Origin of the sequence: Leucobacter japonicus, from assembly GCF_001273855.1 — a bacterium.
GTDB lineage: Bacteria > Actinomycetota > Actinomycetes > Actinomycetales > Microbacteriaceae > Leucobacter > Leucobacter japonicus.
The window spans coordinates 138,199-162,505 of the sequence record NZ_JHBX01000108.1 but is presented as its reverse complement, the minus strand read 5'-3'; the positions used below and the strand labels follow the sequence as shown (position 1 = coordinate 162,505).

Below are 24,307 nucleotides of genomic sequence, written 5' to 3'. Positions count from 1 at the left end.
CGCAAGTTAAGCAAACTATTGCTTCGGGTGTCAAGCGGAGTGGGGAGAAAATCTGTGGGGGGTGCGGCGCGCCGTTGCGCGGCACCCCTGAGCCGATGGACCGCCCCCTCATGAGGGCGCCCCAGCCCGAGGGCCAGCGGCCGACGGTCAGTGGCCGACGGTGCCGTAGAGACGGTCGCCGGCGTCACCGAGGCCCGGCACGATGTAGGCGTTCTCGTCGAGCCCCTGATCGAGTGCCCCAAGCACCAGGGTGACCTGGCGGTCGCCGGCGGCCTCGCGAATCGCTTCGACGCCCTCGGGAGTGCCGAGTACGCAGATCGCGGTCACGTCGTCGGCCCCGCGGTCGAACAAGAACTTGATCGCCGCCGCGAGCGACCCACCCGTTGCGAGCATCGGATCGAGCACGAAGCACTGACGACCGGCGAGCGAATCGGGCAGGCGTTCGGCATAGGTGGTCGGCTGCAGCGTCTCTTCGTCGCGCGCCATGCCGAGGAAGCCGACCTCGGCGGTGGGAACGAGCTTCACCATGCCCTCGAGCATGCCGAGACCGGCGCGCAAGATCGGCACGATCAGCGGCAGCGGTTCGCTCAGGCGCACACCCGTGGTCGGGGCGACCGGAGTCTCGATCTCGTGCGGCTCGACGCGCACCTCGCGCGTGGCCTCGTAGGCGAGCAGCGTCATCAGCTCTTCGATCAGCAGACGGAACGTCGGCTGCGGGGTTTTCGCGTCGCGGAGCACCGTGAGCTTGTGGGTAATAAGGGGATGATCCGCAACGAAGACTCGCATGGACCTATTCTATTGGCGTGACGCTGATCCCTCCATCGCAGGCCGAGCACGCCGCCATGGGCGTCGCGCTCGAGGCCGCCGTTGACGCGGCGCGAGCCGGTGAGATTCCGGTCGGAGCCGTGGTGCTGAACGCTGCCGGCGAGGTGGTGGGCGTCGGCCGCAACACGCGAGTGCACGTGCCCGACCCGACGGGGCACGCCGAAGTGCTGGCGATCCGACAGGCCGCCGAAGCGCTCGATGATCGCGTGCTCGCCGGCTGCACGCTGGTCGTGACGCTGGAGCCGTGCGTGATGTGCGCGGGCGCGATTCTCGCCGCCCGACTGCCGCGCGTCATCTTTGGGGCCTGGGATGAAAAAGCCGGCGCCGTCGGCAGCGTCTACGACCTGCTGCGCGACGGCCGCCTGCCGCACGCGGTGCCCGAGGTCGTCGCCGGGGTGCGCGCCGACGAGGCGACGGCCCTGCTGCGCGCGTTCTTCGCAGAGCGCCGCTAGCCGCGCCGCCGCTCCGCTGCCGCTCCGCCGCCGCTGCCGCCGCCGCTCCGCTGCCGCTGCCGCCGCCACGTCCCTGCGGATCGGGGTAACTTCGGGTGGGTGCGGCGGCCGATTTCGGCGTTCACACCCACCCGAAGTTACCCCGATCCGCAGAGGCGGGCGGGCAGTGAGGTGGGCGGGGCGGTAGCGCAGCGCAGCACAGCGCCGCCGTTACGGGCGGGGTGCCACCGTGACCGGCTCCGGGGCGAACGCCACCTCGACGCGGTCGCCGGCGCGGAACTGCGCGTCGGCGGGGTGCTGCGAGGCGAGCTCCGTACCATCCGCGAACTGTACGACGGTGCGGCGGATCGGCCCGAGGAATCCGCTCGAGACCACGGTGGCCGCGAGCTCGTCGGTTGATCCTGAGCCTGCCGCGGCACCCGCAAGACGCACGTGCTCGGGGCGCACATACGCCGTGACCCGGGCGCCCGTCACGCCGGTCGTGCCGTGATCTGCGGAGCTGATCACCGGCAGCCACGCGCCGCGCAGGTTCACGCGATCGCCCTCAAACACCGCCTCGAGCTGGTTCGACAGTCCGACGAAGTCGGCGACGAAGGGCGACGCGGGCCGCTGGTACAGGTCTTCGGGGGTGCCGAGTTGAGCGATCCGGCCGCCCTCCATGACTGCGACCCGGTCGGAGATCGCGAGCGCCTCCTCCTGGTCGTGGGTCACGAAGACGGTGGTGATGCCGAGTTCCGTCTGGATCGCGCGGATCTGCTCGCGCAGGCGCACGCGCACCTTCGCGTCGAGGGCCGAGAGCGGCTCGTCGAGCAGCAGCGCCCGCGGGCGGGTAACGAGCGCGCGCGCCAAGGCGACGCGCTGCTGCTGCCCGCCCGAGAGCTCGTGCGGAAAGCGCTCGGCGAGGTGCGCGAGGCCGACGATCTCGAGCATCTCGCCGATGCGGGTGACGCGCTCGGCCTTCGGCACCTTGCGCATGCCCAGCCCGAACTCCACGTTGCGGGCGACGGTGAGATGGGGAAAGAGCGAGTACTGCTGGAACACCATGCCGATGTCGCGGCGGTTCACCGGCACGTGCGTCACATCGTCGTCGCCGATGCGCACGTGCCCCGAAGTGACCTCTTCGAGGCCGGCGATGCAGCGCAGCGCCGTGGTCTTGCCGCAGCCCGACGGGCCGAGCAAGCAGATGAGTTCGCCGGGTTCGAGCGCGAGATCAATGCCGTGCAGCACGGTGGTCGAGCCGTAGGCCTTGGTGACCTGCTCGAGGCGCACCGCGGCGCCCGTACGGGTCTGGGTCAGCGTTTCGGTCATGTTCAAGACTCCTGGGAGGGGTTCGAGCGGGAGCTGCGTCGCGGGCGTCGGCGACGCGGGGCGCCACCGGTGCTGCTCACGAGCAGAAGTACGAGGAATGCGCCGACCAGTGAGAGCAACGATACCGCCACCGCGACGAACGGGTCGGACTTCGAGATCTGCAGCAGCGCGGTCTGGAGGGTCACACGGTTGAGCAGCGACGACACGGTGAACTCGCCGAGCACGATCGCGATCGTCAGCAGTGAAGCGGCGAGCAGGCCGCGACGCACCCCGGGGGTGATGATGCGCACCAGTACGGTGATCCACCCCGCGCCGAGCGAACGCGCGGCCTCGGTGCGCGTGCGCGCATCCATGCCCTGCAGATCGGAGTTGATCGACCGGTACGCGAACGGCAGCACCAGCACGCCGTAGGCGAGGCAGAGCGACCACACGCCTGAACCGAACACGGTGCCGATGCCGCGGTAGATCGGTGCGAAGCCCACCACGAGCACGATGGCGGGGATCGCGATCGGCAGCACGGTCAGCAGGTCGAGGGCGCGCTCGAGCTTCGGAAATCGCAGGTGCACGAGCACGATCGTCGGGAAGAACACGACGAGCACGATCGCGAGCGTGAGCGCGGCCAGCAAGAAGGAGTTGCCGAGACCCTGGAACAGCGGGCGGTAGGCGCGCGCGTTCTCGGGATCGAACAGTGCGAGCCAGTGCTCCGCACCGTAGCCGCCCGCGGTCTGGCGCAGCGTGAACTCGAGCATCGCGATGAGCGGGATCATGAAGATGAGCCCGATCACCGTGATCACGGTGTAGGCGACGGGGCGCGACGGGCGCCCGGGAACGCGTGCGCTCATCGCTGCCACCGCCCCGCACGCGCCATGAGTCGGCCGTAGGCCAGCATCACGAGGGTCATGACGATGATCATGCCGAGCGCGAGCACGCCGGCCGACGCGGAGTTGGATCCACCGGTCTCACCGATCAGTGCGGCGCGAATCTGCAGCGGCACGATCTGCGACCCCTGACTGATGAGCGCTGCCGCGGTCGCGTACGACGAGAACGCGTTCGCGAAGAGCAGCAGCAGCGAGCCGAGAAACGCGGGGGCGAGCACCGGCAAGCCGACGCGCGTCCAGTAGCTGAAGCTCGTGCCGCCAAGCGTCGCGACCGCCTCGGCCCAGCCGGGCTTCAGTGCGATGATCGCGGGGAGGAAGGTGATGACCATGAGGGGAACCTGGAAGTAGACGTAGGGCAGGATCAGGCCCGGCAGCTCGTAGAGCCACACGCCGTCGGCATACATATCGACGCCGAGCCGCTCGCGCAGCATCACGGTGATGAGGCCCTGGATGCCGATCGTTGCAACGAACGCGAACGCGAGCATGACACCGCCGAACTGGGCGAGCACCGAGCTGGCCGCGTCGATGACGCGACGCAGCGGGCCGCTTTCGGGCAGCGCCGCGAGCGCCCAGCAGAGAATCGCGCCGATCACGGCGCCGACGAGCGCCGTGATGACACTCACCCAGATGCTTGCGCCGAATGCGCCGAGCGTCGCGGGAGTCGTCAGCACGCCGAGATTGGCGAGCGTGAAGCCGTTCTCGTTCGAGAATCCGCTGCCGATGGCGAGCACGGTCGGAACGGCGAGGAAGAAGAAGATGTAGACGGTGAACGGGGCGAGCCCGAGGGTGGAGAGGAAGCGTTTCACTGAAGCTCCGAGCAGGGGTGGGGGAGTGTGGCGTGCGGGGCGCAGAACGGTGCGGCGGACACAACTGTGCGGTGGGGGCTGACTGAGCCCCCACCGCACGAGTGGACTTACTTGATCGCTGCAGCCCAGCGCTCGGAGAGGAGCGTGTTCGCGGCGTCGGTCTGATCCATGTCAGGCGTGATCCAGTCTTCGCTCGACGTGCCGAAGGTGGCGGCCTCGATGAGCTTCTCGTCGGCCGAACCGGCCTCCTTCAGCGCGTCGACACGCACGGGCACGGCGTTCGCCTCGAGGAACAGTGCCTGCACCTCGTCGGAGAAGATCCACTCCTGCCACAGGCGAGCGGCGGCCGGGTTCGGCGCGTCGGCGTTGATCGCCTCGTTGTAGAAGGAGACGTAGGCCGGTCCGTCGAGCACGGTGGTCTTCCAGCTCGGCTTGTCGGCCGCAGCCGCGATGTTGTTGAACGACCAGTCGAAGACCAGCGGGGTCTCGCCCGAGGCGATCGTCGCGGGGGTCGGGTCGACGGTCAGCAGGTTGCCCGCCTGACGCAGCTCGGTGATGAAATCAACACCGGGGCCGAAGTCGTCGACGCCGCCGCCGTTGAGTGCGGAGATCGAGCCGACGGCAGCGAATGCCGCGCCCGCCTGCGTCGGGTCGCCGTTGAGCACGACCGCGCCCTTGTAGTCGGCGCCGAGCAGATCCTTCAGCTCCTTGGGCTCCGGCAGCTTGTCGGAGTCGTAGCCGACCGACATGACGCCCGAGTAGTTGTTCACCCAGAGGCCGGTGGCCTCCTTGTTGCCCTCGGGAATGTCGTCCCAGTTCTCGACCTGGTACGGCGCGAACTTGTCGGTGTTGGTGAGTGCGACGGCCGCACCGAGATCGAAGACGTCGGGAGCGGTGTCCTGGCCTTTGAGGTTGTCAGCGGCCTGGATCTCTTCGGCGCTCGACGCATCGGGCGAAGCCGAGTTGACGGTGATGCCGTACTTGTCTTCGAAGCCGCTGATGATCTTGCCGTAGTTCGCCCACGTCTCGGGGAGTGCGACGACGTTGAGTTCGCCCTCTTCCTGAGCAGCGGCGATCAGTGCATCGAGGCCGCCGAAGTCTGCGGCGCTGGTCGCGGTGGCGGCGTCGGTCGACGAGCCTGCGTCGCCTTCAGCGTTGCTCGCGGTCGAGCATGCGGCGAGCGAGCCGGCCATGAGCAGCGCGGTGATCACGGCGGCGGAGCGCACGAAAGCGCGTGAGGTCACGGGAGTTCCTTCCGATACAGGGAGACGGATCGCCCAGAGGGGCGCATGCGGCATGCCTGCAGCGGCAGCCGATCCGTGACCCAACGCTAGGAGGGCGCGGTGTCGGGGAAGGAACTGATCGATAGCCTCGGAGTGAACGGTGTGTGGCGCGCGGACGGTGAGTCGTTCACCGCGCGGTGCGGCGCCGGATCATCGGGCGTCAGTCGCTCGAGAGCATCACGATGGAGCTCGTCGACGGCGTATCCGCGTTCGGGTCGAGGTACACGTCGGGTTCGATGTAGATGACGCGCGCCGCCGGCACGGCCTCGCGCACACGGCGCTCGGCGAGGTTGATGATCACCGAGACCTCGTTCATGGTCTTCGTGGGGGCGATGTCGACCTTCGCGCCGATCATGAACTCGTCGGGGCCGAGGTACAGGGTCTTCATGTGGATGATGCGACCGATGTCTTGCGACTTCAGCAGTGCGGCCTCGATCTTCTCGACGTCTTCATCAGAGGCGCCCTCGCCGACGAGCAGGCTCTTCACCTCGATGCCCAGGATGATCGCCACGGCGACCAGCAGCACGCCGATCGCGATGGTCGCGATACCGTCGAAGAGACCGTTGCCGGTGAGTACCGTGAGTCCGACGCCGATGAACGCGATCACGAGGCCAGTGATCGCCGCGAAGTCTTCAAGCAGCACGACGGGCAACTCGGGAGCCTTGGAGCGGCGAATGAACTGCAGCCAGCTCGACTTGCCCTTGTGCGGCCGGCTCTCTCGGATCGCGGTGCGCAACGAGAACCCCTCGAGCACGATGGCGACGGCCAGCACGAGCAGCGGCAGCCACCACACCTCGAGGGCGTGCGGGTGCTGCACCTTCGAAACGCCCTCGTACACCGAGAAGACGCCACCGATGGAGAAGAGCACGATCGCGACGACGAACGCGTAGACGTAGCGCACGCGACCGTACCCGAACGGGTGCTCTTTGTCGGCCCGCTTCTGCGCGCGCTTGCCACCGACGAGCAGTAGCACCTGATTGCCCGAGTCGGCGAGCGAGTGCACGCCCTCGGCCAACATCGACGACGAACCGGAGAACGCCCAGGCGATGAACTTCGTCACGGCGATGCCGAGATTCGCGAGTAGTGCCGCGATGATCGCCTTGCTGCCGCCTGACGCGCTCATTCCAGATGCCTCCCCATCGCGAACGTCGAGTGTCCGCGCGATGCGCCAAGTCTATGACCCCACCCGAAGTCGCAGCGGTATGAAAACGGACAAGACCGCGCCCCCGATTCTGTCGGCGGTGCTCCATACACTGGGATCATGAGCGAATCGACGAATCCCCGCACCGACGCCCGTTTGCCGCGCACCGCCATGATCGGCGTCGGTTCGATGGGCGGCGCGATCCTCGCCGGGCTGCGCGCGCCCGAGGTCGACATCGAGCGGCCCATCGTCGTGACGACGCACTCGCAGCGGAGCGCCGACGCCTACGCAGCAGCGAGCGACGTCACCGCAGTGGCATCAGAGACCGACCCCGAGGCGAATCGTGCCGCAGTGCGCGGCGCACAAGTCGTCGTGCTCGGGGTGAAGCCCTGGGCGCTCGTCGACGTCGCGCGCGAGATCGCCGCAGACCTCGAACCCGACGCGATCATCGTGAGCGTGGCAGCCGGCGTGCCGTGCGCCGCGATCGAAGCCGTGCTGCCCGCGGGCACCGCGGTGGTGCGCGCCATGCCCAACACGCCATCGACCATCGGCCTCGGTGCGACCGGTATCGCCGGCGGCGCGGCGGCGACCGACGCGCAGATCGCACTCGTGCAGCGGTTGTTTGCCACGGTGGGCGAAGCGCTCATCGTGCGCGAAGACCAGATCAACGCCGTCGCCGCGGTCTCGGGGTCAGGGCCGGCCTATCTCTACCTCTACGCCGAAGAGATGACGGCGGCAGCGCAGCGCGCGGGCTTCGACGAGGCGCAGGCGCGCCTGCTCGTGCAGCAGACCATCGTCGGCTCCGCGCAGCTCTGGGCGACGAGTGGTGAGCTGCCCGAAACCCTGCGACGCAACGTGACGAGCCCCAAGGGCACCACCGAGCAGGCCATCCTGGTACTGCAGCAGGGCGGCCTCGCCGACCTCTTCGATCGCGCGCTCGCCGCGAACGTGCGTCGCTCGGAAGAGCTCGAGCGCGGGGAGTAGCGCGGGGCTTCGGCCGGCGTGAACGTCGGCCGAAGCGTGCCCGCAGCGCCTACCCGATCGCGGCGAAGCGCTCCACGTCGGCGGCGGTGCCGCTGACGATGATGAGGTCGTGCGTCGACACGACGGTGTCTTGCGTCGCGTGCGTGAACGGCTGACCCGGAGTTTTCACTCCGACCACCGTCACGCGGTAGCGCGTGCGCACCCCACTCTCGGTGAGCGTGCGATTGCGAATCGATCGCGGCGGGTACATCTTCGCGATGACGTAATTGTCGTCGAACTGAATGAAGTCGAGCATGCTGCCGCTCAGCAGGTGGGCGACGCGCTCGCCCGCCTCGCGCTCGGGGTAGATCACGTGGTGCACGCCGATGCGCTCCAAGATCTTGCCGTGCGAAAGGGAGATGGCTTTCGCCCAGATCTGAGGCACCCCGAGATCCACGAGGTTCGCGGCGATGAGCACGCTCGACTCGATCGAGGCGCCCGTCGCGACGACCGCGATCTGAAACTCGTCGGCACCGATCTGCTTCAACGCCTCCATCGAGCGGGCGTCGGCCTGCACCGCGTGCGTCACGCGATCCGCCCACTTCTGCACGAGCCCCGAATCGGTGTCGACCACGAGCACTTCGCGATCCTGACGATCGAGCTGGCCCGCCGTCGCGGCGCCGAACCGACCGAGACCGATCACGATCACCGGCGCATCACTGCGAATATCAACCAACGATCGGCCTTTCTTCGGGGAGGCGGAACATGCGGGAGCGGCTGGTTGCCGCGACCGCTGCGGCAAGCGTAACCGTGCCGACGCGACCCGCCCACATCGTGGCGGCGAGAATGTACTTGCCGGGGTCGTCAATCGACGCCGACAGGCCGGTCGTGAGACCGCACGTGCCAAACGCGGAGATCACCTCGAACAGCACGATGTCGAGCGGCTCGCCGGTCATCTGCATGATGGCGACGGACGCGGCGAGCACGATGGTCGCGCCCCAGATCAGGATCGACACCGCGACGCGCAGCACCTCATTCGGAATGCGACGGCCGAACGCCTGCATGTCGTGGTACCCGCGAGCCTCGGCGTAGGCGGCGAGGAAGAGCACGGCGATCGTCGTCACCTTGATGCCGCCCGCGGTCGAGGCCGAGCCGCCGCCGACGAACATCAGCATGTCCATGACGAGCAGCGTCGAGCCGTGCATCTCGGTCGGGTCCATGATGCCGAGACCGCCCGAACGGGTCATCACCGACATGTACGCCGAACTGAAGAGCGTGTCGCCGAGCCCCTGCGACCCGAGCGTGCGGGTGTTGTTGAATTCGAGGCCGGCGATGGCGATCCACCCGAAAATGACGAACAGCAGCGTCGTCGTGAGCGTGAGCTTCGCGTGGAGCCCGAGCCGCTTGTGCGCGCGCCAGCCGCCACCGACCACGTAACGGTAGAGCGCGAAGATCACCGGGAACCCGATGCTGCCGAGAAAGACGCCGACGGCGAGCACGGAAAGCAGGTAGGTGTCGGTTTCGAACGGGGCCAGACCGCCCGGCAGTGGCACGAAGCCGGTGTTCGTGAAAGCGGATGCCGCGAGGTAGAAGCCGTTCCAGAGGGCGTGCCAGAAGCTGTAGCCCTCCATCATGAGGCGCGGCGTGATGAACGCCGTCAGTGCGACCTCGATGACGACGAGGCTCGTCGCGACGGCGCCGAGCAGCCCGCCGATCTCGCCGAGACCGACCGCCTGACTCTCTGATGCGCCCTTGGCCATGCGCATCGGGTTCGTGTCGCCCGCCGCGAGCAGGCGCGTGCGAAGGCCGAGTCGTCGCGTCACCGTCAGACCCAGGATGCTGGCGAGCGTGAGCACGCCGATGCCGCCGATCTGCAGACCGCCGAGAATGAGCAGATCGCCGAAGAGCGACCAGTGCGTCGCCATGTCGACGGTGGAGAGCCCCGTGACGCAGATCGCCGACACCGCGGTGAACAGGGCGTCGGCGAGCGGGGTCACCTCGTGCGAGCGGCTCGCGATCGGGAGCGAGAGGAGCGCAGTCCAGAGGAGGATCAGACCGGTGAACACCAGCAGCGCGAAGCGTGCGGGTGACGAGTGGATCATGCCGCCGATCCACGACTTCGGCGAGAGCAGATCGGCGAAACGACCGCTCACAGCGCGTGTCCTCACGACTCCTGCTTTCTGGCGTTGATGGGGCGTCGAGGCCTGCCAGGGTCGCGACTCACTGCGCCCATGCTACACACGCGGGCGAGGCTTCGCGTGCACCGTGCAGGGCTGCGTGCGCACCGTGCGAGGCAAGACGACGCGTGATACCGGGACAGAGCCGCCCGCTCCGGCTACTCTTGTGCCTATGCCAGATATTTTCGGAGTCATCGCCGATGCGACGCGGCGCGACATTCTGCAGGCACTGCTCGAGAAGCACACGCAGGACGCCGAGATGAGCGTGTCCGAGATCGTCGGGCAATTGGAGATCAGCCAGCCGACCGTATCGAAGCATCTCAAGGTGCTGCGCGAGGCAGAGCTGGTCACGGTGCGCGAAGAGGGCCAGCACCGGTTCTACTCGTTGGACCCCGAGCCGCTCGAGATGGTCGAAGACTTCGTGATCCCGTTTCTCTCGGCCGGATTCGATACCGAGGTCACGGTCGAGTACCTCTCCGAAGACGGTGAGCGCGTGGCCGGGCCCGACGAGGCGGATGAATTCGGCGAAGTGCTCCCCGAAGAGGCGACGGCCGCTGCCGAGCGCATCGGTCGCGCTGCGGCTCGTGCCGAGCACCGGGTGAAAGAGCTCGTCGCGCGCTTCAAATTGCGCGGCTGAGACGTCGTTTGACCGCTCGGTTCGCATCGAACGGCTTGAACGGCTAAGATCTATGTTTTATGGGCCCCGACTCCCAGCGGCCCGAGAGACGTTGTGAGGTTAATCGTGGGTTCAGTTATCAAGAAGCGTCGCAAGCGCATGTCGAAGAAGAAGCACCGTAAATTGCTTCGGAAGACGCGTCACCAGCGCCGCAACAAGAAGTAAGTGACGCCGCCGCAAGGCGGTGATTGCTGACACGCGCCGGGCCCGATGGGCTCGGCGTTTGTCGTATGTGCGGGCTCGGCGGTCGTAAACTGAACGCACCATGTCTGCAGTGCGTCTCACCCTCATCGGCAAGCCCGGCTGTCACCTCTGTGACGACGCGCGTCAGGTGATCGACGACGTGCGACGAAATCTCGCCGATGCGGGCGTCGAGACCCAGCTCGAGGAGCTCGACATCTTGCAAGACGCGGCGCTCGCGCGCAAGCACTCTGAGCACATCCCGGTCGTACAGATCGAGGGGCGTCGACATGCGACGTTGCGGGTTGATCCGGGTCGTCTCACCGCGGCCATCGAGAAGTCCGCGCGCAACCCCCTGCGCGCTCTGCGCCGTCCGTAGCCAGGTTTCGCACCCCATCTTCGCCCCGACCACCACACTCACAAGGAGTACTCATGTCCCTGCGCCACATCGTCAGCTGGAAGTTGTCGGGAGAGACCCGCGAAGAGCGCGATGCTCAGGCCGCTCAGGCGATCCCGGCCATCGAAGCACTCCGCGATCTCATTCCGACCGTGCGTTCGCTCACGGTGCATCGCAATGAGCTGCACGACGGTACGAACTTCGATCTGACGCTTGTTTCCGAGTTCGATGACGCCGAGGGGCTCGCGGTCTACGCGACGCACCCCGAGCACCTGCCGGTGATCGACCTCGTGAAGGGCATGACCGTCGCTCGCGCGGCGACCGACTTCACGGTCTAGGCGCCAGTCTTTCGGCGCTTACCGCCTCAGCGGTGGGCGCTCAGCCGGAAGAACTCCGGGGGCGCCTGCCGGCCCGACGCCGCATCGGCGAGTACCCTGCCGATGGCGGGCACGAACTTGAATCCGTGGCCCGAGAACCCGGCGCCGACCGTGATCGGCCCCACGGTATCGAGCACGAAGCGGCTCGACGCGGTTGACGTATAGGTGCAGCTGATCTCGGCGGGCGTCTCGGGGTCGAGCCCCGGGAACCACTCGGCGACGTACCGGCGCAGGGTGTCGCGTTGCGCATCGCTCGCGCGGAACCGTCGCGCGTCGGGGTCGACGATGTCGCCGACCGCGTGGAACCCGACTTTGACGCCCTCGCCCGGGCTCGGCATGCCGTAGACGGGGGCCGGGTACTCCGCGAGCAGCGATTCGGGCAGCATGTGGTTGAACGACGGCCACACGAGTGCTGCCGAACGGGCGGCGAAGTGCGCCGGGTGCTCTTCGGTGACGGTGAGCTGCGGCAGTTCGATGACGCCGTCGAGCAGCGTGTGCGCCCAGGCTCCGGCGGTCACGGTGACCCGGTCGGCGGTCAGTTCGCGCACGCCGTCGGGCCCCTCGGTGCGCACGCGCGCACCCGAGCCGTCGGCGAACGGTGCGATGTCGAGTACGCGTTCGCCGCGCTCGACGATCGCACCGTTCCGGATCGCCCCGTCTTCGAGCGCCGCGAGCGCGCGGGCGGCGTGCACGATGCCCGCCTCGCGACTGTGCAGCACATTGCCGGCGAAGCGCATGCCCGACCAGCGTTCGGCGGCGTCGCTCGCGCTCAGCAGCGACACCGCGGCGCCCCGCGCGACGAGGGCGTCGTGCGCGGACGCTACGACGTGGTCGTCGCCGTGAGTGACGAGCCCGTGCAGCCCGAGTAACTGCTGCCCCGACTCGGCTTCGAGCCGGCGCCACAGTGTGACGGCTTCGTCGAAGAGGTCGAGGTAGGCGGCTTCGTCGTAGGCGTTGTTCAGGTTGCGGGTCGAACCGTGCGACGCACCGCGAGTGTGGTGCGGCTCGAAGCGTTCGAGGAGGCGCACCTGGTGGCCGCGTGCGGCGAGATGCCAGGTCGTGGCGAGGCCCATGGCCCCACCGCCGATGACGAGGTGCTCGATGTGCAGCGGAGCGCTCACAGGCGCGCGATCTCTTGGCGCGGGCGCACGGCGATATCGGTGAGCTGCACGTCGGCGGGGGCGTCGACGACGAAGCGCACGGTCTGGGCGACCGATTCGGGGCGAATGTAGCGCTCGGGGGTGTATTTGTCGGCGGCGACCTGCCCGCGCAGCATCTCGGTGTCGGTCTGGCCGGGGGCCACGGTGACGACGCGCACGCGGTGCGGCTCTTCATCGATGCGCAGCACGTCGGCCACGCCGCGCAGGGCGTGCTTCGTCGCGGTGTACACCGCGCTGCCGGGTACTGCGCGAGTGCTCGCACCCGAACCGATGAACACGACGGTGCCGGCTGCCGCGCGGAGCAGCGGCAGCGCGGCGCGCGTGATCACAGCAGGGCCGGTCACGTTGATGTCGAAGTGTCGCCCCCAAGCGTCGGCGTCGGCATCGGCGACGGAGAGATGCTCGCCGATGGCCGCGGCGTGTACCAGCACGTCGAGGCGATCGAGCTCGGCGATGCGCGCGGCGAACGCGTCGCCGTCGGTGACGTCGAGTTGCCACGCGGTCGCGCCGGTCTCGGCCGCAACGGCGTCGAGCCGCTCGGCATTGCGGCCCACGGCGATGACCCGGTGGGTGCGGGCGAGATCGCGAGCGATTTCGCGGCCCATGCCGCTCGATGCTCCGGTGACGATGGCGATGGGCAGCGATTCAGTCATGGTGGGCTCCTTCGAGAGGGCGGTCGGCGATGCCGGAGGCGTGGTGCTTCGAGCGTACCGATGCCGCGACGGCGATCAGGCTCGCGGCGACACGATCCGTCTCACGCAGCATCTGCGGGTCGGTGCCCGGCATCGGGCTGATGATGGTGTCGTGCAGCGCCTCGTCGACCGGAATGCCGGCGATGTGCACCCGTGAATCGAGCGCGCCGTCGGCGCCGCGCAGCCGCCCGGTTGCCGGGTCGAGATCGAATGCCCCGGTGCACCGTGGGCTGCCGTCACGAGCGCTGATCTCGAAGGCCCGCGCGCGGCCGGCGTCGAGCAGGCTCCGCGCGAGCGGGTCTGCGGTCTCCGAGAGATCGTGGAAGTGCATCCAGGCGTCGACGAGGTGCGGGGCGGTCACGCGTGACGGGGTCACCATCGGCGACTCCGAGGCGAACCCCGCATCGGTGACGGAGAGGTTCGCGCGGGGGCCGGTCATCTGCACGAGCCCGACGCGCATGAGCGCGAGCAGCTGTCGATTGCGGAACGCGGGCGGGCCCGAACCCGCCATGCCGCCGACGGCCTGCAGCATGGCGAACCCCGACGCCCGCGACTCCGCGTCGAAACCGCCGAGCGCTCCGAGTCGATTCGCGACGCCGCGCGCGGAGCTCACCGACCACAACCCCGCCTTCATCGCGCTGTCGTGCCCGAGTTCGGCTTCGGCGAGATCTCGTACGACGCGCTCGGCGATCCAGTCGTTGTACGACTCGCGATCAGCGAAGGGCCGGCGCACCGGATGCATTTCGCCCGCGAGATCGAAGCGGTCGCTCGGGTCGGGGATGACGCGGGCCATCGCGTCGGCGACGCTTGCCTCCACAGTATCGAGCGGGTGCGGGTCGTCGGCATTGCCGAGGTGCGGGGCGATGGCGTGCGCGATGAGCGTCTCGAGTTCGCGCTCGTCGACGATGACCGCTGCAGGGCGCACACGACGCAGCGTGCGGGCGTGGTCGAAGTACGCGTCGGCGACGATGCGCGGCCAGAGCTGCCGGTCGAAGTCGATCGGTCGGGGGAGTGCCGACCAGTCGACGCCGGTGAGGAAGCGCTGCTCGGCGCGCGGCGGTAGCGACCCGTACAGCGTCTTCGCGCGGAACGGCACGCCGCGACCCGAGGTGACGTGCATGACGGGCTCTCGTCCCGAGAAGCGGTAGCGCAGGCCGCCGGGCTGATCCGGCGCCGCTTCGAATCTGCCGCCGCGACCGATCGTGAGCAGTGCCATGGTGTCGAAGAACCCCATGCCGAGCCCGCGCATGATCACGTGCTCGCGCGCGCCGATCGCGCTGAGGTCTTGCTCGACCGGGCTCCCGGGGCGCACCCACGTGAGTTCGGGGCGAGCGGCGAGAACGGCGCTGAGTTCGCGCTCGCCCGACGTCTCTGCGCGCGGCATCCACCCGGTGGCGAGCACGATGGCGTCGGCGGGCAGTTGCTCACCGGTGTCGAGCCGCACCGCATCGCCGGAGACCGTGTCCGTGCCGAGATCCCGCCCTGAACCCTCTTCGACGTTCGCGATGCCGATTGCGCGGGCCCGGTGCTGCACGACCGTCACACCGTCAGGGAGCTCGGCAACGGCGCGGTCGAAGCACCAGGTCAGGTACTCGCCGTAGAGGGCTCGGCTCGGGTGCGATTCGGGGCGCATGGCGAGCAGTTCGTCGCGGTACTCCTCGGCGAGACCCGGGCGGTGCGGGTACCTGCGCACGACGGCGCGGTGCGCATCGGGCACGGCCGAGATGCGGGTGGCAGGATCGCCGGGCGCTTCGGCAGCGTCGGCGCCCGTCAGCGCGAGCACGCACCATTCGTAGAGCGTTGGCCCGGGGCGCACGGCACCGCGCACCGTGCTGCCGGGTTCGGTGAACAGGGTGACGGCATCGGCGAGGGTGTTCATGCAGAGTTCGCGGGTCTGATCGGTGCGCCAGATGCGCCCGGCGCCGCGCGGGGTGTCGTCGACGACGTGAATCTCGAGGCGGCGCTGATGCAGGGGCGATAGCGGGTCGCTCAGGTGCGCGCCGAGGCGTTCGAGTAGTGAGGCTCCGCGCGGGCCTGCGCCGATGATGACGATGGAGCTCGGCGCACTGGTGAGCGTTGGGGAGGAGGACTGCTGGGGAAGGTGATTCATGAAGTTCTGTGACACTCGGCTTCGTCTCTAGTTATAAGAATCATAAGATAAGTGGCATTGTCATTCGTGATGGCCGCCGACCCTCGGCCGGCCAGGATCTCAAAGGAGCCTCATGAACAAGCGTCGGATCGCCTGGATCGCCGGCCTCGCTGTTGCCGCGATTGCGCTGACCGGATGCTCCGCGAGCGGTGGCTCCGGGAGCGGATCGGGCGAGGCGCAAGAGGGTGGCACGCTGAGCTACCTCGAGCCGCAGACCTGGAACACCCTGTACCCGCCGGCCGCGGGCTTCTACCCGAACGGCGGCATCATCAATCAGGTGACGGATCGCCTGCTTTGGCAGAACCCCGAGACCCTCGAGCTCGAGCCGTGGATCGCGACCGCGCTGCCCGAGGTCAACGCCGATGCGACGGAGTACACCTTCACGCTCCGCGACGACGTGACCTACTCGGACGGCACCTCGCTCGACGCCGAGAACGTGGTCAAGAACTTCGATCTCTACGGCAAGGGCGACACCGACCGGGCGCTCTCGATCTCTGAGGCGATCAACAACTACGACCACGGCGAGGTCGTCGACGACCACACCGTGAAGTTCGTCTTCTCGGCGCCGTCACCCGGTTTCGCGCAGGCGACCTCCACGATCAACTCGGGCCTGCTCGCCAACGCCACGCTCGATCGCACGAACGAGGAGTTCGGCCCCGGCAACGCGACCGACATCATCGGCAGCGGCCCGTTCGTCATCTCCGACGAGCAGATCGGCAAGGAGACCGACCTCACGGTCCGCGATGACTACGACTGGGCCCCCGAATCCCGCGAGCACCAGGGCCGCGCGCACCTCGACGGCGTGAACTTCATCGTCGCCGCCGAGTCGAGCGTGCGCGTCGGCACCGTGACCTCGGGCCAGGCCCAGGTCGCGCGCCAGATTCCGGCGCCCGACGAGGCGCAGTTCGCCGGAGACAACCTGCAGCTCGTGCACGCCGCGACGAACGGTGTGAACAACAGCTTGAGCTTCCGCTTCTCGCACGCACCGCTGAACGACATCAAGGTGCGCCAGGCGATCATCGCGGGCATCGACCGTCAGGCGATCGTCGACACGCTCTTCACCGAGAACTACCCGCTGGCCACCGGCATCCTTGCGAAGTCGGCGCTGGGCTACACCGACACGTCGAAGTTCTACGACTACGATCCGGAGCAGGCCGAGAAGCTGCTCGACGAGGCCGGCTGGAAGCCGGGATCGGACGGGATCCGCGAGAAGGACGGCGAGCGACTCTCGATCACCTTCAACGAGGCGCTGCCGCAGCCGCGCTCGAAGGACGTTGTCACCCTCATTCAGGAGCAGCTCGCGAAGCTCGGCGTCGAGGTCAAGCTCTTCCCGGGCGACCAGGCTGCGCAAGATGAGGCGCGCCTCAGCGCCGATGAGATCCAGGTGTACCACTCCATGGTCGGCCGCGCCGACTACGACGTTTTGAAGTCGCAGCTGTTCTCGACGAACCGCAACGCGCTGCTCAACCTCGACACCGCGACCGGCACCATCGCCGACCCCGAGCTCGACGCCGATCTGGCCGAGATCGCCTCGGTGCCGACCTCCGATGAGCGCGCCGCCGCCTCCGCGAAGGCGCAGCAGCGTCTGGCCGAGCAGGCGTACGTGCTGCCCCTCTTCGAGGAGCCCCAGGTCTTCGGCCTGCTCTCGTCCGTGCAGGGCTTCAGCACCGAGTCCATCGGTCGGCCCTCGTTCTACGACGTGCAGCTCACGAAGTGACGGGAGCGGCGCTGCTGCGGCGCGTGGGCCAGGCGATCCTGGTCCTCGCGCTCGCGTACACCGCCGCGTACATTCTGCTCGCGGCGCTTCCGGGCGACGCGGTCATGGCGCGGTTCGGCAACCCCGACCTGGGGCTCTCACCTGAGCAGCTCGCCGAGATCCGCGCCAGCTACGGGGTCGATCGACCGTTCTTCGTGCGGTTCTTCGACTCCGTCGGCGCGTTCCTGCGCGGCGATCTCGGGTACTCGGTGCAGAGCGGCGCAGCCGTCTCGACGCTGCTCGCCGAGGCACTGCCTTCGACGCTGACCCTCGCGGTCGTCGCGCTGGTGCTCGCCGTCTTCCTCGCCGTCGTCATCGCGTTCACCGCGAGCTACGGCGCGGGCACCTGGCTGCGCCGCATCTTCCGCAACCTGCCGCCGCTCTTCGTCTCGCTGCCGGTGTTCTGGATCGGCATCGTGCTCATCCAGATCTTCTCGTTTCAGCTCGGCCTCGTGCCCACGATCGGTGCGACCGAACTGCAGTCGCTGATCCTGCCCGCAATCACCCTGGCGTTCCCGATCGCGGCGCCCCTCGCTCAGGTGCTGCTGCGCAGCATCGACGAGGTGAGCGAGCAGCCCTTCGTGCAGGTGGTGCGCGCACGGGGTGCGAGCACCTCGTGGCTGCTGTGGCGCAACGTCGCCCCGAACGCGCTGCTGCCCGCCCTCACTATGGCGGGCCTGCTGTTCGGCGAGCTCGTCGGCGGCGCCATCGTGACCGAGGCGGTGTTCGGTCGCGTCGGCATCGGCGCGCTCACCGCGCAGGCCGTCGCGAATCGCGATACCCCGGTGCTGCTCGCCGTCGTGGTGATCGCGACCGTCGTCTACGTCACCATCAACCTCGTGGTCGACCTGCTGTACCCCGTGCTCGATGCGCGGCTGCGGCAGCGTACGGCCCGCAAGTCGGCAGGAGTGACGGCATGACCGCCATCGACGTCTCGGCCGCTCGTGCGGTGCCGGGCGGCAAGCGCCCGTTCGCCTGGAAATCGCTGCTGCGCCCCGGCGTGCTCGTGCCGGCGATCGTGCTGCTCATCGCGCTCGCCTGGGCGGTCGCGCCCGGCCTGTTCACCTCGGTGAGCCCGAACGAAAGCGTCGGTCTGTCGCTGCAGGCGCCGAGCGCCGAGCACTGGTTCGGCACCGACGCGACGGGCCGCGACCTCTACGCGCGCGTCGTCTACGGCGCATCGCAGTCGATCACGGCAGCCCTCATCGCGGTGCTCGTCGGCCTCGTCTTCGGGTCGCTGATCGGCGTCTCTGCCGGCGCGGTGGGCGGCTGGGTCGATGAGGCCCTGATGCGATTCGTCGATGTGCTGCTGGCGATCCCGACCCTGCTGCTCTCGCTCAGCGTCGTGATCTTGCTCGGGTTCGGCACGGCGAACGCGGCGATCGCCGTCGGTGTCACGTCGGTTGCGGTGTTCGCACGATTGTCGCGCTCGCAGGTCGTGAGCGTGCGCGCGAGCGAGTTCGTCGAGGCGGCGTACGGCTCGGGCGGCACGTTCTTCGGAGTGCTGTGGCGCCACATCCTGCCGAACTCGGTCACGGCCGTGATCGCGCTCGCGGCGCTGCAGCTCGGCTCCGCGATTCTGCAGATCTCGACCCTCGGCTTCCTCGGCTACGGCGCACCGCCGCCCACCCCCGAGTGGGGCCTGCTCATCTCTGAAGGGCGCAACTACATCGCCACCTCCTGGTGGCTTACGACGCTGCCCGGTCTCGTCGTCGTGCTCGTCGTCATCGCGAGCAACCGACTCAGCCGCGCCATCAGCGAGGGAGGCAACGCATGAGCGCCGAGACTGCGCCGCTCCTCAGCATCCGCGACCTCGCGGTGCAATACCGCACCAAGCAGGGCTCCGTCGAGGCCGTGCGCGGCGTCAGCTTCGACGTGCGCGCGGGCGAGGTCACGGCCGTCGTGGGCGAGTCGGGATCGGGCAAGACCACCGTCGCCCAGTCGGTCATCGGCCTGCTCGCGTCGAACGGCAGCATCACGGCCGGAAGCGTTACGCTGAACGAGCGCCGCCTCGGCACGACCGAGCTGGTCGGCCTGCCCGAACGCCGGTGGCGCGACCTGCGCGGTCGGTGCATCGGGCTGATTCCCCAAGACCCCGGCAACTCGTTGAACCCGGTGCAGCCCATCGGCAAGAGCATCAGCGAGTCGCTGCGCATCCACGGTCGACCGAGCCGGGCCGAGGTGCAGGATCGCGTGCACGCCCTGCTCGAGCAGGTCGGCATCGACGACCCGATTCGCCGCGCGAAGCAGTACCCGCACGAGTTCTCGGGCGGTATGCGCCAGCGCGTGCTCATCGCCGCGGCCCTCGCGAACGACCCCGAGCTGATCATCGCCGACGAGCCGACCTCCGCGCTCGACGTGACCGTGCAGCGCACCGTGCTCGACCTGATCGATCGGTTGCGCGAAGAGACCGGCACGGGCGTGCTGTTCATCACGCACGACCTGGCGGTGGCGGCGGATCGCGCCGACAGCGTGGTGGTGATGCGCGGGGGCGAGGTGCAGGAGTCGGGTCCTGCCGCCCAGGTGCTCGCCCAGCCGTCTTCGGAGTACACGAAGCAGCTCATGGCCGACGCACCGTCATTCGGCACGTTCGTGGAGCGCGAGCGGGTCGTCGTGCCGCTCGATGCCGGAGCTGCCGCTGCCGCTGCCGGTGCCGAGCCGAACGCGAGCGAGGGCGCCGGATCGACGGGAGTCGCCGGCCCGCTCGTCACCGTCACGTCGCTGCGTCAGGAGTTCGGTCGCGGCGACGACGCGTTCGTCGCCGTCGACGACCTCTCGTTCACGGTGGCGCGCGGCACCACGCACGCGCTCGTGGGCGAGTCGGGGTCGGGCAAGACGACGACGGGCCGCGCGATCGCCGGCTTCTCGGTGCCCACCTCGGGCAGTGTACGCGTCGGAGATGCCGAGGTGACGCAGCTGCGGGGGTCGGCGCTGCGCGGGTTCCGGCGCACCACGCAGATGGTCTACCAGAACCCGTACGGCTCCCTCGATCCTCGACTGAGCATCGGGCAGACCCTCGCCGAGCCCCTGAAGAACTTCCGCATCGGCACCCGAGCCGACCGTGCGGAACGCGTTGCGAACGCGCTCGAGGTCGTCTCGTTGCCGTCCGAATTCGCCGCTCGCCGACCCCGAGAACTCTCAGGCGGGCAGCGGCAGCGCGTCGCCATCGCCCGCGCGTTGATCGTCGAGCCCGAGCTGGTCGTGCTCGACGAGGCGGTCTCGGCGCTCGACGTGACCGTGCAGGCCCAGATCCTGCGCCTGCTCGCACGCTTGCAGCACGATCTCGGGCTCACCTACGTCTTCATCTCGCACGACCTCGCCGTGGTGCGCCAGATCTCAGACACGGTGACCGTGCTGCAGCGCGGCCAGCAGGTCGAGCACGGCCGCACCGAAGACGTGTTCACGAACGCCCAGCACCCCTACACCCAGCGCCTGCTCGAGGCGATTCCCGGCGCATCGCTGTCGTCCGGGCACTGGGAGATCTGACCGAAGGAGCACCACCCATGACCCGCCACGCGACCGGAACCTCCGACCTCATCGCGGCCCTCACCGGCATCGCCCCCGGCGATCTGCTCGATCAGGCGCGCAGTCGTCGCCCCGAATCGCGCGATCACGCCCAGGGCAGTTTCGAAGCGATCTTGGTGCCGACCGACGCGTCGCAGGTGTCGCTGCCCGAGCGCGCCGCGGTGGCACTCTTCGTCGCACGCCTGCACGAGGAAGCCGAGGCGGTCGAGTTCTACGGTGCGCTGCTGCGCGAGACGGGTGGCGGTGCGGGCCTCGAGCCGTTGATCGTCGCCGAGGCCGAGCGGGCCGCCGGCCAGGGGCCGTACGGCGCGTTCCGTGCCGAGAACGCACCCGAGAGCGTTGCCGGGCCCGAGTACACGGTCGCGTCGGTGGAAGCCGCCTACGCGCTCGGCGACCGCCTGTCGGCCGCGCTCGAGCACGCGCACATGCTCGTGCTGCACCCGCGCGACGCCGACCGCGAGCGCCTGGGTCGCCTGCTCGACGCCGGGTGGAGCTCCACCGGCATCGTGACCCTGTCGCAGCTCGTCTCGTTCCTCGCGTTCCAGCTGCGCGTCGCGCACGGCCTGCGCGAACTGCGCGAGAGCCTCGGGGGTGCGGCGGCAGCCGGTGCGTCGCTCGCCGAGCTCGCTGCCGATGTCGCGGCCGCCGCTCGAGCACGCGCCGGTGCGTCGGCTTCTGCCGCTCCCATCCCCGCGTCCGAGACCCTGCCCGCCGCCCCGAAGGTCGACGAGCCGCCGCGCTTCACTCAGGATTCGCTCGGCTGGAAGCCCTGGATCGAGCCGCTGCCCGTCGCCGAATTCACCGAGCACCACTACGAGGCGCTCGTGCAGCGCGACCGCGTGCACATGCCGTACTTCCGCCTGCTGGCGCGCGACCCCGACGCACTGCGCGAACGCACGCTCACCGACCTCGACATCTTTTACAACACCGACGCCGGCCTGCCGCGTGCGGAGCGCGAGCTCGCCGCCGCAGCCGCGTCGCGCTACAACGGCTGCGTATTCTGCGCGTCGGTGCACTCGCGCTTCGCGACCGAGCAGGGGGCGGATCGCGCCGAGGTGCAGCGCCTTCTCGACGAGGGCGTGAGCGCGCGCGTCAACCCGCGCATCGACGCCATCGTGGACGCGACGGTGGCGCTCACGGCGACCCCGCCGCGCTTCGGTGCGGCCGAGCTTGCCGCGCTGCGCACCGCGGGGCTCGACGAGCTCGAACTGCTCGACGCGATTCAGGCCGGCGCGTTCTTCAACTGGGCGAACCGCCTCATGCTGTCGATCGGCGAGCCCACGGTCTAGGCGGGCGGGGTCGGCTACGCGCCTGCCGCCGCTGCGCGTATGCCGCTGCCCCACCCCTCCCTCCTTGTCGGATCGGGGTAACTTTCGACCAGTGCGCGCCGTGAAAACGGCCCACACACCGGCCCAAAGTTACCCCGATCCGGGAAGGTTGGGTGGGGTCGCTTCGGCGGGTGAGGTTGGCTCGGTCGGCGGGGTCGGCTACGTCAGCGGGGGAGACGCCGCCGATGCGCGGAACGCCGTCGGGGTGACCCCCAGCACCGACTTGAAGTCGGTCGAGAAGTGGGCCTGGTCGGTGTAGCCGAGCTGTGCTGAGAGCGCGGCGATGCTGAGGTCGGGGCGATCCCGCAGCGTCGCCGCAGCCTCTTGCAGCCGCCGGCGTCGAATCATCGCGTGGAGCGAGATGCCGAATGCGCGGTCGGCAAGGCGCTGCAGTGTGCGCGTCGACGCGTGCAGACGCTCGGCGAGCTGGTCGACTCGGGTGATCTCGGGGAGTTCGAGCAGAGCCCCGAGCGCGTTTGCGAGCGCCGCATCGCTGTCGGGGTGAGGTTTCGGCACGCGCTCTGCGATCCACCCCGACAGCTGCCGAGCCGCCTGCGCGCGCCGCGCATCGCCCGACGTATGCGTGTCGGTCATCGCCGCGTCGATCGCGCGGTGCAACTCGACGTCGGCGAGCGGTTGCGCCGCATCGCGGAGTTCGGCGGGTGCGCCCGAGGTCAACGCGAGTGCCGCGGCGGGCAGCAGCAGCGCGCCAACCGCCCAGCCGCTGCCCGTGAGTACGCGCTCCGATCGGCGGGTCGACGGCCCGACGAGTTCGATGCCGTCGCCCTCGACCACGAGGTTGCACGCCGGAAACGGCAGCACCTCTTGCCGCGATGCCGCGCCCTCGGGGAGCTGCCACTCGGGGATCCAGATCCACCGCACCGCGTGCGCGACCTCGGGGGCAGCGGCCAGCCGATGAAACTCGGGCAAACGTGCGGGGAACAGTACGCCGCGTCGATCCTGATCCATGCGCTCCCCGCTCACCCAACCTGGCGCAAATCTGCAAGACGGCGCCACGAGTTTGATCTTACGATGAAGCCATGAATGCTGAATCTTCCTCGAACCCGACCCCCTTGCGCGCGGCGACCGGCACCCACACCACGAACGGCCGCCCGCACGGCTCGACCAGCCTGACGCCGTTCCTGGCCATCCCGAACGCCGCCGGCGCCATCGAGTTCTACCGTGACATCTTCGGCGCGCGCGTGGTCGACGTTACCGAGTTCGGCGGTGTCGTCGCGCACGCCGAACTCGACTTCGGCAACGGCCACCTGCAGCTCGGTGAGCCGATGCCCGACTACCACCTGGTCGCCGGCCCCGAGGGCGAAGACGATTGCTACTCGATGGGCATCTACGTGCCCGACGTCGACGACACGGTCGCGCGGGCCGTTGCGGTCGGAGCAACTGTGCGCGAACCCGCGACCGACTTCGTGTCGGGCGACCGCTTCGCGAGCATCCGCGATCCGTTCGGGGTGCGCTGGTCGGTGCTCACGCGCATCGAAGATCTCTCAGAAGAGGAGAGCGCCGCCCGCGTGCGCAAGTGGGCTGAATCCTTCGCAGGCTGAAGCCGCGGCCGCCCTCGGACGGCCCCGCGCCCCGGGCCTGCGCCCCGGTTCCGCGCCCCTCGGCGAATCGGGGTCAAAAATTGCTGTCGAAACGCTGATTTCGCGCCTGAACACGACACATAATGACCCCGATTCGCAGGGTGAGCTGCGGCGCGGGGCTACGGGCAGCGCCGCAGGGCTGATGCAGCGCCGCAGCGCCGCAGGTCTACGCCGCCAGCACGCTGAGGCTCCAGGTGACGCCGAAGCGATCCGTGAGCATGCCGAACCCGGCGCTCCACGCCGACGCCGCAAACGGCTCGACGATCTGCGCGCCCGCCGACAGGCCGTCCCAGTAGCCGTGCAGTTCGTCGAGCGATGCTGCGGTGAGGGAGACGAAGACCGCCTGATCGGTCCACGTGGTGCCGGATTCGCGGCGGGTCGATCCGCCGCCCGCGATCGCACCCGTGCCGTCTCCGGAACCCGGCACGTCGTACCCCATGATGCGGAATCCGTCGGCGCTTGCCACGAGCCCGAACACCACGCGGTCGGAGCCGGGTGCCTCCGCGGGCATGCCGAAATCGGCGTAGGTCTTGAGCTCGATGTGCCCACCGAACACGCTGTGGTAGTGCTCGAGCGCCGCGCGTGCATCGCCGGTGAAGTTCAGGTGGGTGGTGGTCTGGATGGTCATCTCTG

25 protein-coding genes are annotated in these 24,307 nt (G+C 68.9%); 12 read left to right on the top strand and 13 right to left on the bottom strand.

The genetic code is table 11. The features are described from left to right. Positions 1-147 precede the first annotated feature (147 nt). Positions 148-786 carry a uracil phosphoribosyltransferase gene (gene upp / locus AMS67_RS10110; RefSeq protein WP_053352093.1) on the bottom strand — a complete coding sequence of 213 codons (639 nt, stop codon included), beginning with the start codon at positions 784-786 and terminating at the stop codon, positions 148-150. Between the two features lie 56 nt (positions 787-842). Here upp and AMS67_RS10105 point away from each other — a divergent pair, with 56 nt between their 5' ends. Next, entirely contained in the window at positions 843-1,277 is a 435-nt protein-coding gene (locus AMS67_RS10105; protein WP_053387465.1) for a nucleoside deaminase, read from the top strand. Positions 1,278-1,487: 210 nt separating this feature from the next. On the opposite strand, the gene AMS67_RS10100 is transcribed toward AMS67_RS10105, so the two are convergent. The 5 genes from AMS67_RS10100 to AMS67_RS10080 all read right to left on the bottom strand — a co-directional run bounded on the left by AMS67_RS10100 (position 1,488) and on the right by AMS67_RS10080 (position 6,675). Continuing rightward, positions 1,488-2,585 carry an ABC transporter ATP-binding protein gene (locus AMS67_RS10100; RefSeq protein ID WP_053387244.1) on the bottom strand — a complete coding sequence of 366 codons (1,098 nt, stop codon included), beginning with the start codon at positions 2,583-2,585 and terminating at the stop codon, positions 1,488-1,490. 2 nt (positions 2,586-2,587) lie between these two features. Next, a complete protein-coding gene (locus AMS67_RS10095; RefSeq protein ID WP_053387243.1) occupies positions 2,588-3,427 on the bottom strand; it encodes an ABC transporter permease in 840 nt (279 codons plus the stop codon). Continuing rightward, the gene (locus AMS67_RS10090; RefSeq protein ID WP_053387242.1) at positions 3,424-4,269 is read right to left on the bottom strand and encodes an ABC transporter permease; all 846 of its coding nucleotides are present in this window, start codon (positions 4,267-4,269) and stop codon (positions 3,424-3,426) included. The genes AMS67_RS10095 and AMS67_RS10090 overlap by 4 nt, the downstream gene beginning before the upstream one ends. Before the next feature lie 107 nt (positions 4,270-4,376). Continuing rightward, the gene (locus tag AMS67_RS10085; protein WP_193787077.1) at positions 4,377-5,513 is read right to left on the bottom strand and encodes an ABC transporter substrate-binding protein; all 1,137 of its coding nucleotides are present in this window, start codon (positions 5,511-5,513) and stop codon (positions 4,377-4,379) included. A 199-nt stretch (positions 5,514-5,712) separates the two neighbouring features. Continuing rightward, entirely contained in the window at positions 5,713-6,675 is a 963-nt protein-coding gene (locus AMS67_RS10080; RefSeq protein WP_053352096.1) for a cation diffusion facilitator family transporter, read from the bottom strand. Between the two features lie 138 nt (positions 6,676-6,813). Here AMS67_RS10080 and proC point away from each other — a divergent pair, with 138 nt between their 5' ends. Further along, the gene (gene proC / locus AMS67_RS10075; protein WP_053387241.1) at positions 6,814-7,677 is read left to right on the top strand and encodes a pyrroline-5-carboxylate reductase; all 864 of its coding nucleotides are present in this window, start codon (positions 6,814-6,816) and stop codon (positions 7,675-7,677) included. Between the two features lie 49 nt (positions 7,678-7,726). Here the strand turns inward: proC and AMS67_RS10070 are convergent, their stop codons facing one another. Together AMS67_RS10070 and AMS67_RS10065 are read right to left on the bottom strand one after the other, a co-directional pair. Beyond that, positions 7,727-8,392 carry a potassium channel family protein gene (locus tag AMS67_RS10070; protein WP_053352098.1) on the bottom strand — a complete coding sequence of 222 codons (666 nt, stop codon included), beginning with the start codon at positions 8,390-8,392 and terminating at the stop codon, positions 7,727-7,729. Next, complete coding sequence (locus tag AMS67_RS10065; RefSeq protein WP_053387463.1) at positions 8,385-9,758, bottom strand: TrkH family potassium uptake protein; 1,374 nt, start codon at positions 9,756-9,758, stop codon at positions 8,385-8,387. Before AMS67_RS10065 ends, AMS67_RS10070 begins: the two co-directional genes overlap by 8 nt. 247 nt (positions 9,759-10,005) lie before the next feature. Between AMS67_RS10065 and AMS67_RS10060 the strand changes: the two genes are divergently transcribed. The 4 genes from AMS67_RS10060 to AMS67_RS10050 all read left to right on the top strand — a co-directional run bounded on the left by AMS67_RS10060 (position 10,006) and on the right by AMS67_RS10050 (position 11,424). After that, the gene (locus AMS67_RS10060; protein ID WP_053387240.1) at positions 10,006-10,470 is read left to right on the top strand and encodes an ArsR/SmtB family transcription factor; all 465 of its coding nucleotides are present in this window, start codon (positions 10,006-10,008) and stop codon (positions 10,468-10,470) included. A 105-nt stretch (positions 10,471-10,575) separates the two neighbouring features. After that, entirely contained in the window at positions 10,576-10,674 is a 99-nt protein-coding gene (locus AMS67_RS16885) for a 30S ribosomal protein bS22 (protein ID WP_005504750.1), read from the top strand. Positions 10,675-10,774: 100 nt separating this feature from the next. Further along, on the top strand, positions 10,775-11,068 hold the full coding sequence (locus tag AMS67_RS10055; RefSeq protein WP_053387239.1) for a glutaredoxin family protein: 294 nt from the start codon (positions 10,775-10,777) through the stop codon (positions 11,066-11,068). 53 nt (positions 11,069-11,121) lie between these two features. Further along, complete coding sequence (locus AMS67_RS10050; protein ID WP_053387238.1) at positions 11,122-11,424, top strand: Dabb family protein; 303 nt, start codon at positions 11,122-11,124, stop codon at positions 11,422-11,424. Between the two features lie 26 nt (positions 11,425-11,450). On the opposite strand, the gene AMS67_RS10045 is transcribed toward AMS67_RS10050, so the two are convergent. From AMS67_RS10045 to AMS67_RS10035, 3 genes are read right to left on the bottom strand one after another with little or no spacing between them, the layout of a single operon-like run. Continuing rightward, complete coding sequence (locus tag AMS67_RS10045) at positions 11,451-12,584, bottom strand: FAD-dependent oxidoreductase (RefSeq protein WP_241488045.1); 1,134 nt, start codon at positions 12,582-12,584, stop codon at positions 11,451-11,453. Further along, positions 12,581-13,276: an SDR family oxidoreductase gene (locus AMS67_RS10040; RefSeq protein ID WP_053387237.1), complete on the bottom strand. Its 696-nt coding sequence runs from the start codon at positions 13,274-13,276 to the stop codon at positions 12,581-12,583. The genes AMS67_RS10045 and AMS67_RS10040 overlap by 4 nt, the downstream gene beginning before the upstream one ends. Next, entirely contained in the window at positions 13,269-15,425 is a 2,157-nt protein-coding gene (locus AMS67_RS10035; RefSeq protein ID WP_053387461.1) for an FAD/NAD(P)-binding protein, read from the bottom strand. The genes AMS67_RS10040 and AMS67_RS10035 overlap by 8 nt, the downstream gene beginning before the upstream one ends. Before the next feature lie 112 nt (positions 15,426-15,537). Here AMS67_RS10035 and AMS67_RS10030 point away from each other — a divergent pair, with 112 nt between their 5' ends. From AMS67_RS10030 to AMS67_RS18140, 5 genes are read left to right on the top strand one after another with little or no spacing between them, the layout of a single operon-like run. Then, a complete protein-coding gene (locus tag AMS67_RS10030) occupies positions 15,538-17,181 on the top strand; it encodes a TIGR04028 family ABC transporter substrate-binding protein (protein WP_053387236.1) in 1,644 nt (547 codons plus the stop codon). After that, complete coding sequence (locus AMS67_RS10025; RefSeq protein WP_053352104.1) at positions 17,178-18,140, top strand: ABC transporter permease; 963 nt, start codon at positions 17,178-17,180, stop codon at positions 18,138-18,140. The genes AMS67_RS10030 and AMS67_RS10025 overlap by 4 nt, the downstream gene beginning before the upstream one ends. Further along, a complete protein-coding gene (locus tag AMS67_RS10020; protein ID WP_053387235.1) occupies positions 18,137-18,997 on the top strand; it encodes an ABC transporter permease in 861 nt (286 codons plus the stop codon). Before AMS67_RS10025 ends, AMS67_RS10020 begins: the two co-directional genes overlap by 4 nt. Beyond that, positions 18,994-20,706 (top strand): dipeptide ABC transporter ATP-binding protein, encoded by a 1,713-nt coding sequence (locus tag AMS67_RS10015; RefSeq protein WP_053387234.1) that lies wholly within the window; start codon positions 18,994-18,996, stop codon positions 20,704-20,706. Before AMS67_RS10020 ends, AMS67_RS10015 begins: the two co-directional genes overlap by 4 nt. 17 nt (positions 20,707-20,723) lie before the next feature. Next, on the top strand, positions 20,724-22,034 hold the full coding sequence (locus AMS67_RS18140) for an alkylhydroperoxidase domain protein (protein ID WP_053387233.1): 1,311 nt from the start codon (positions 20,724-20,726) through the stop codon (positions 22,032-22,034). A gap of 198 nt (positions 22,035-22,232) precedes the next feature. On the opposite strand, the gene AMS67_RS10005 is transcribed toward AMS67_RS18140, so the two are convergent. Continuing rightward, entirely contained in the window at positions 22,233-23,042 is an 810-nt protein-coding gene (locus AMS67_RS10005) for a helix-turn-helix transcriptional regulator (protein WP_075201315.1), read from the bottom strand. Positions 23,043-23,113: 71 nt separating this feature from the next. On the opposite strand from AMS67_RS10005, the gene AMS67_RS10000 reads away from it, so the two are divergent. Next, positions 23,114-23,635: a VOC family protein gene (locus AMS67_RS10000; RefSeq protein ID WP_053387231.1), complete on the top strand. Its 522-nt coding sequence runs from the start codon at positions 23,114-23,116 to the stop codon at positions 23,633-23,635. A gap of 205 nt (positions 23,636-23,840) precedes the next feature. Here AMS67_RS10000 and AMS67_RS09995 read toward each other — a convergent pair whose 3' ends face one another. Further along, complete coding sequence (locus AMS67_RS09995) at positions 23,841-24,302, bottom strand: VOC family protein (RefSeq protein ID WP_053387230.1); 462 nt, start codon at positions 24,300-24,302, stop codon at positions 23,841-23,843. Positions 24,303-24,307 lie beyond the last annotated feature (5 nt).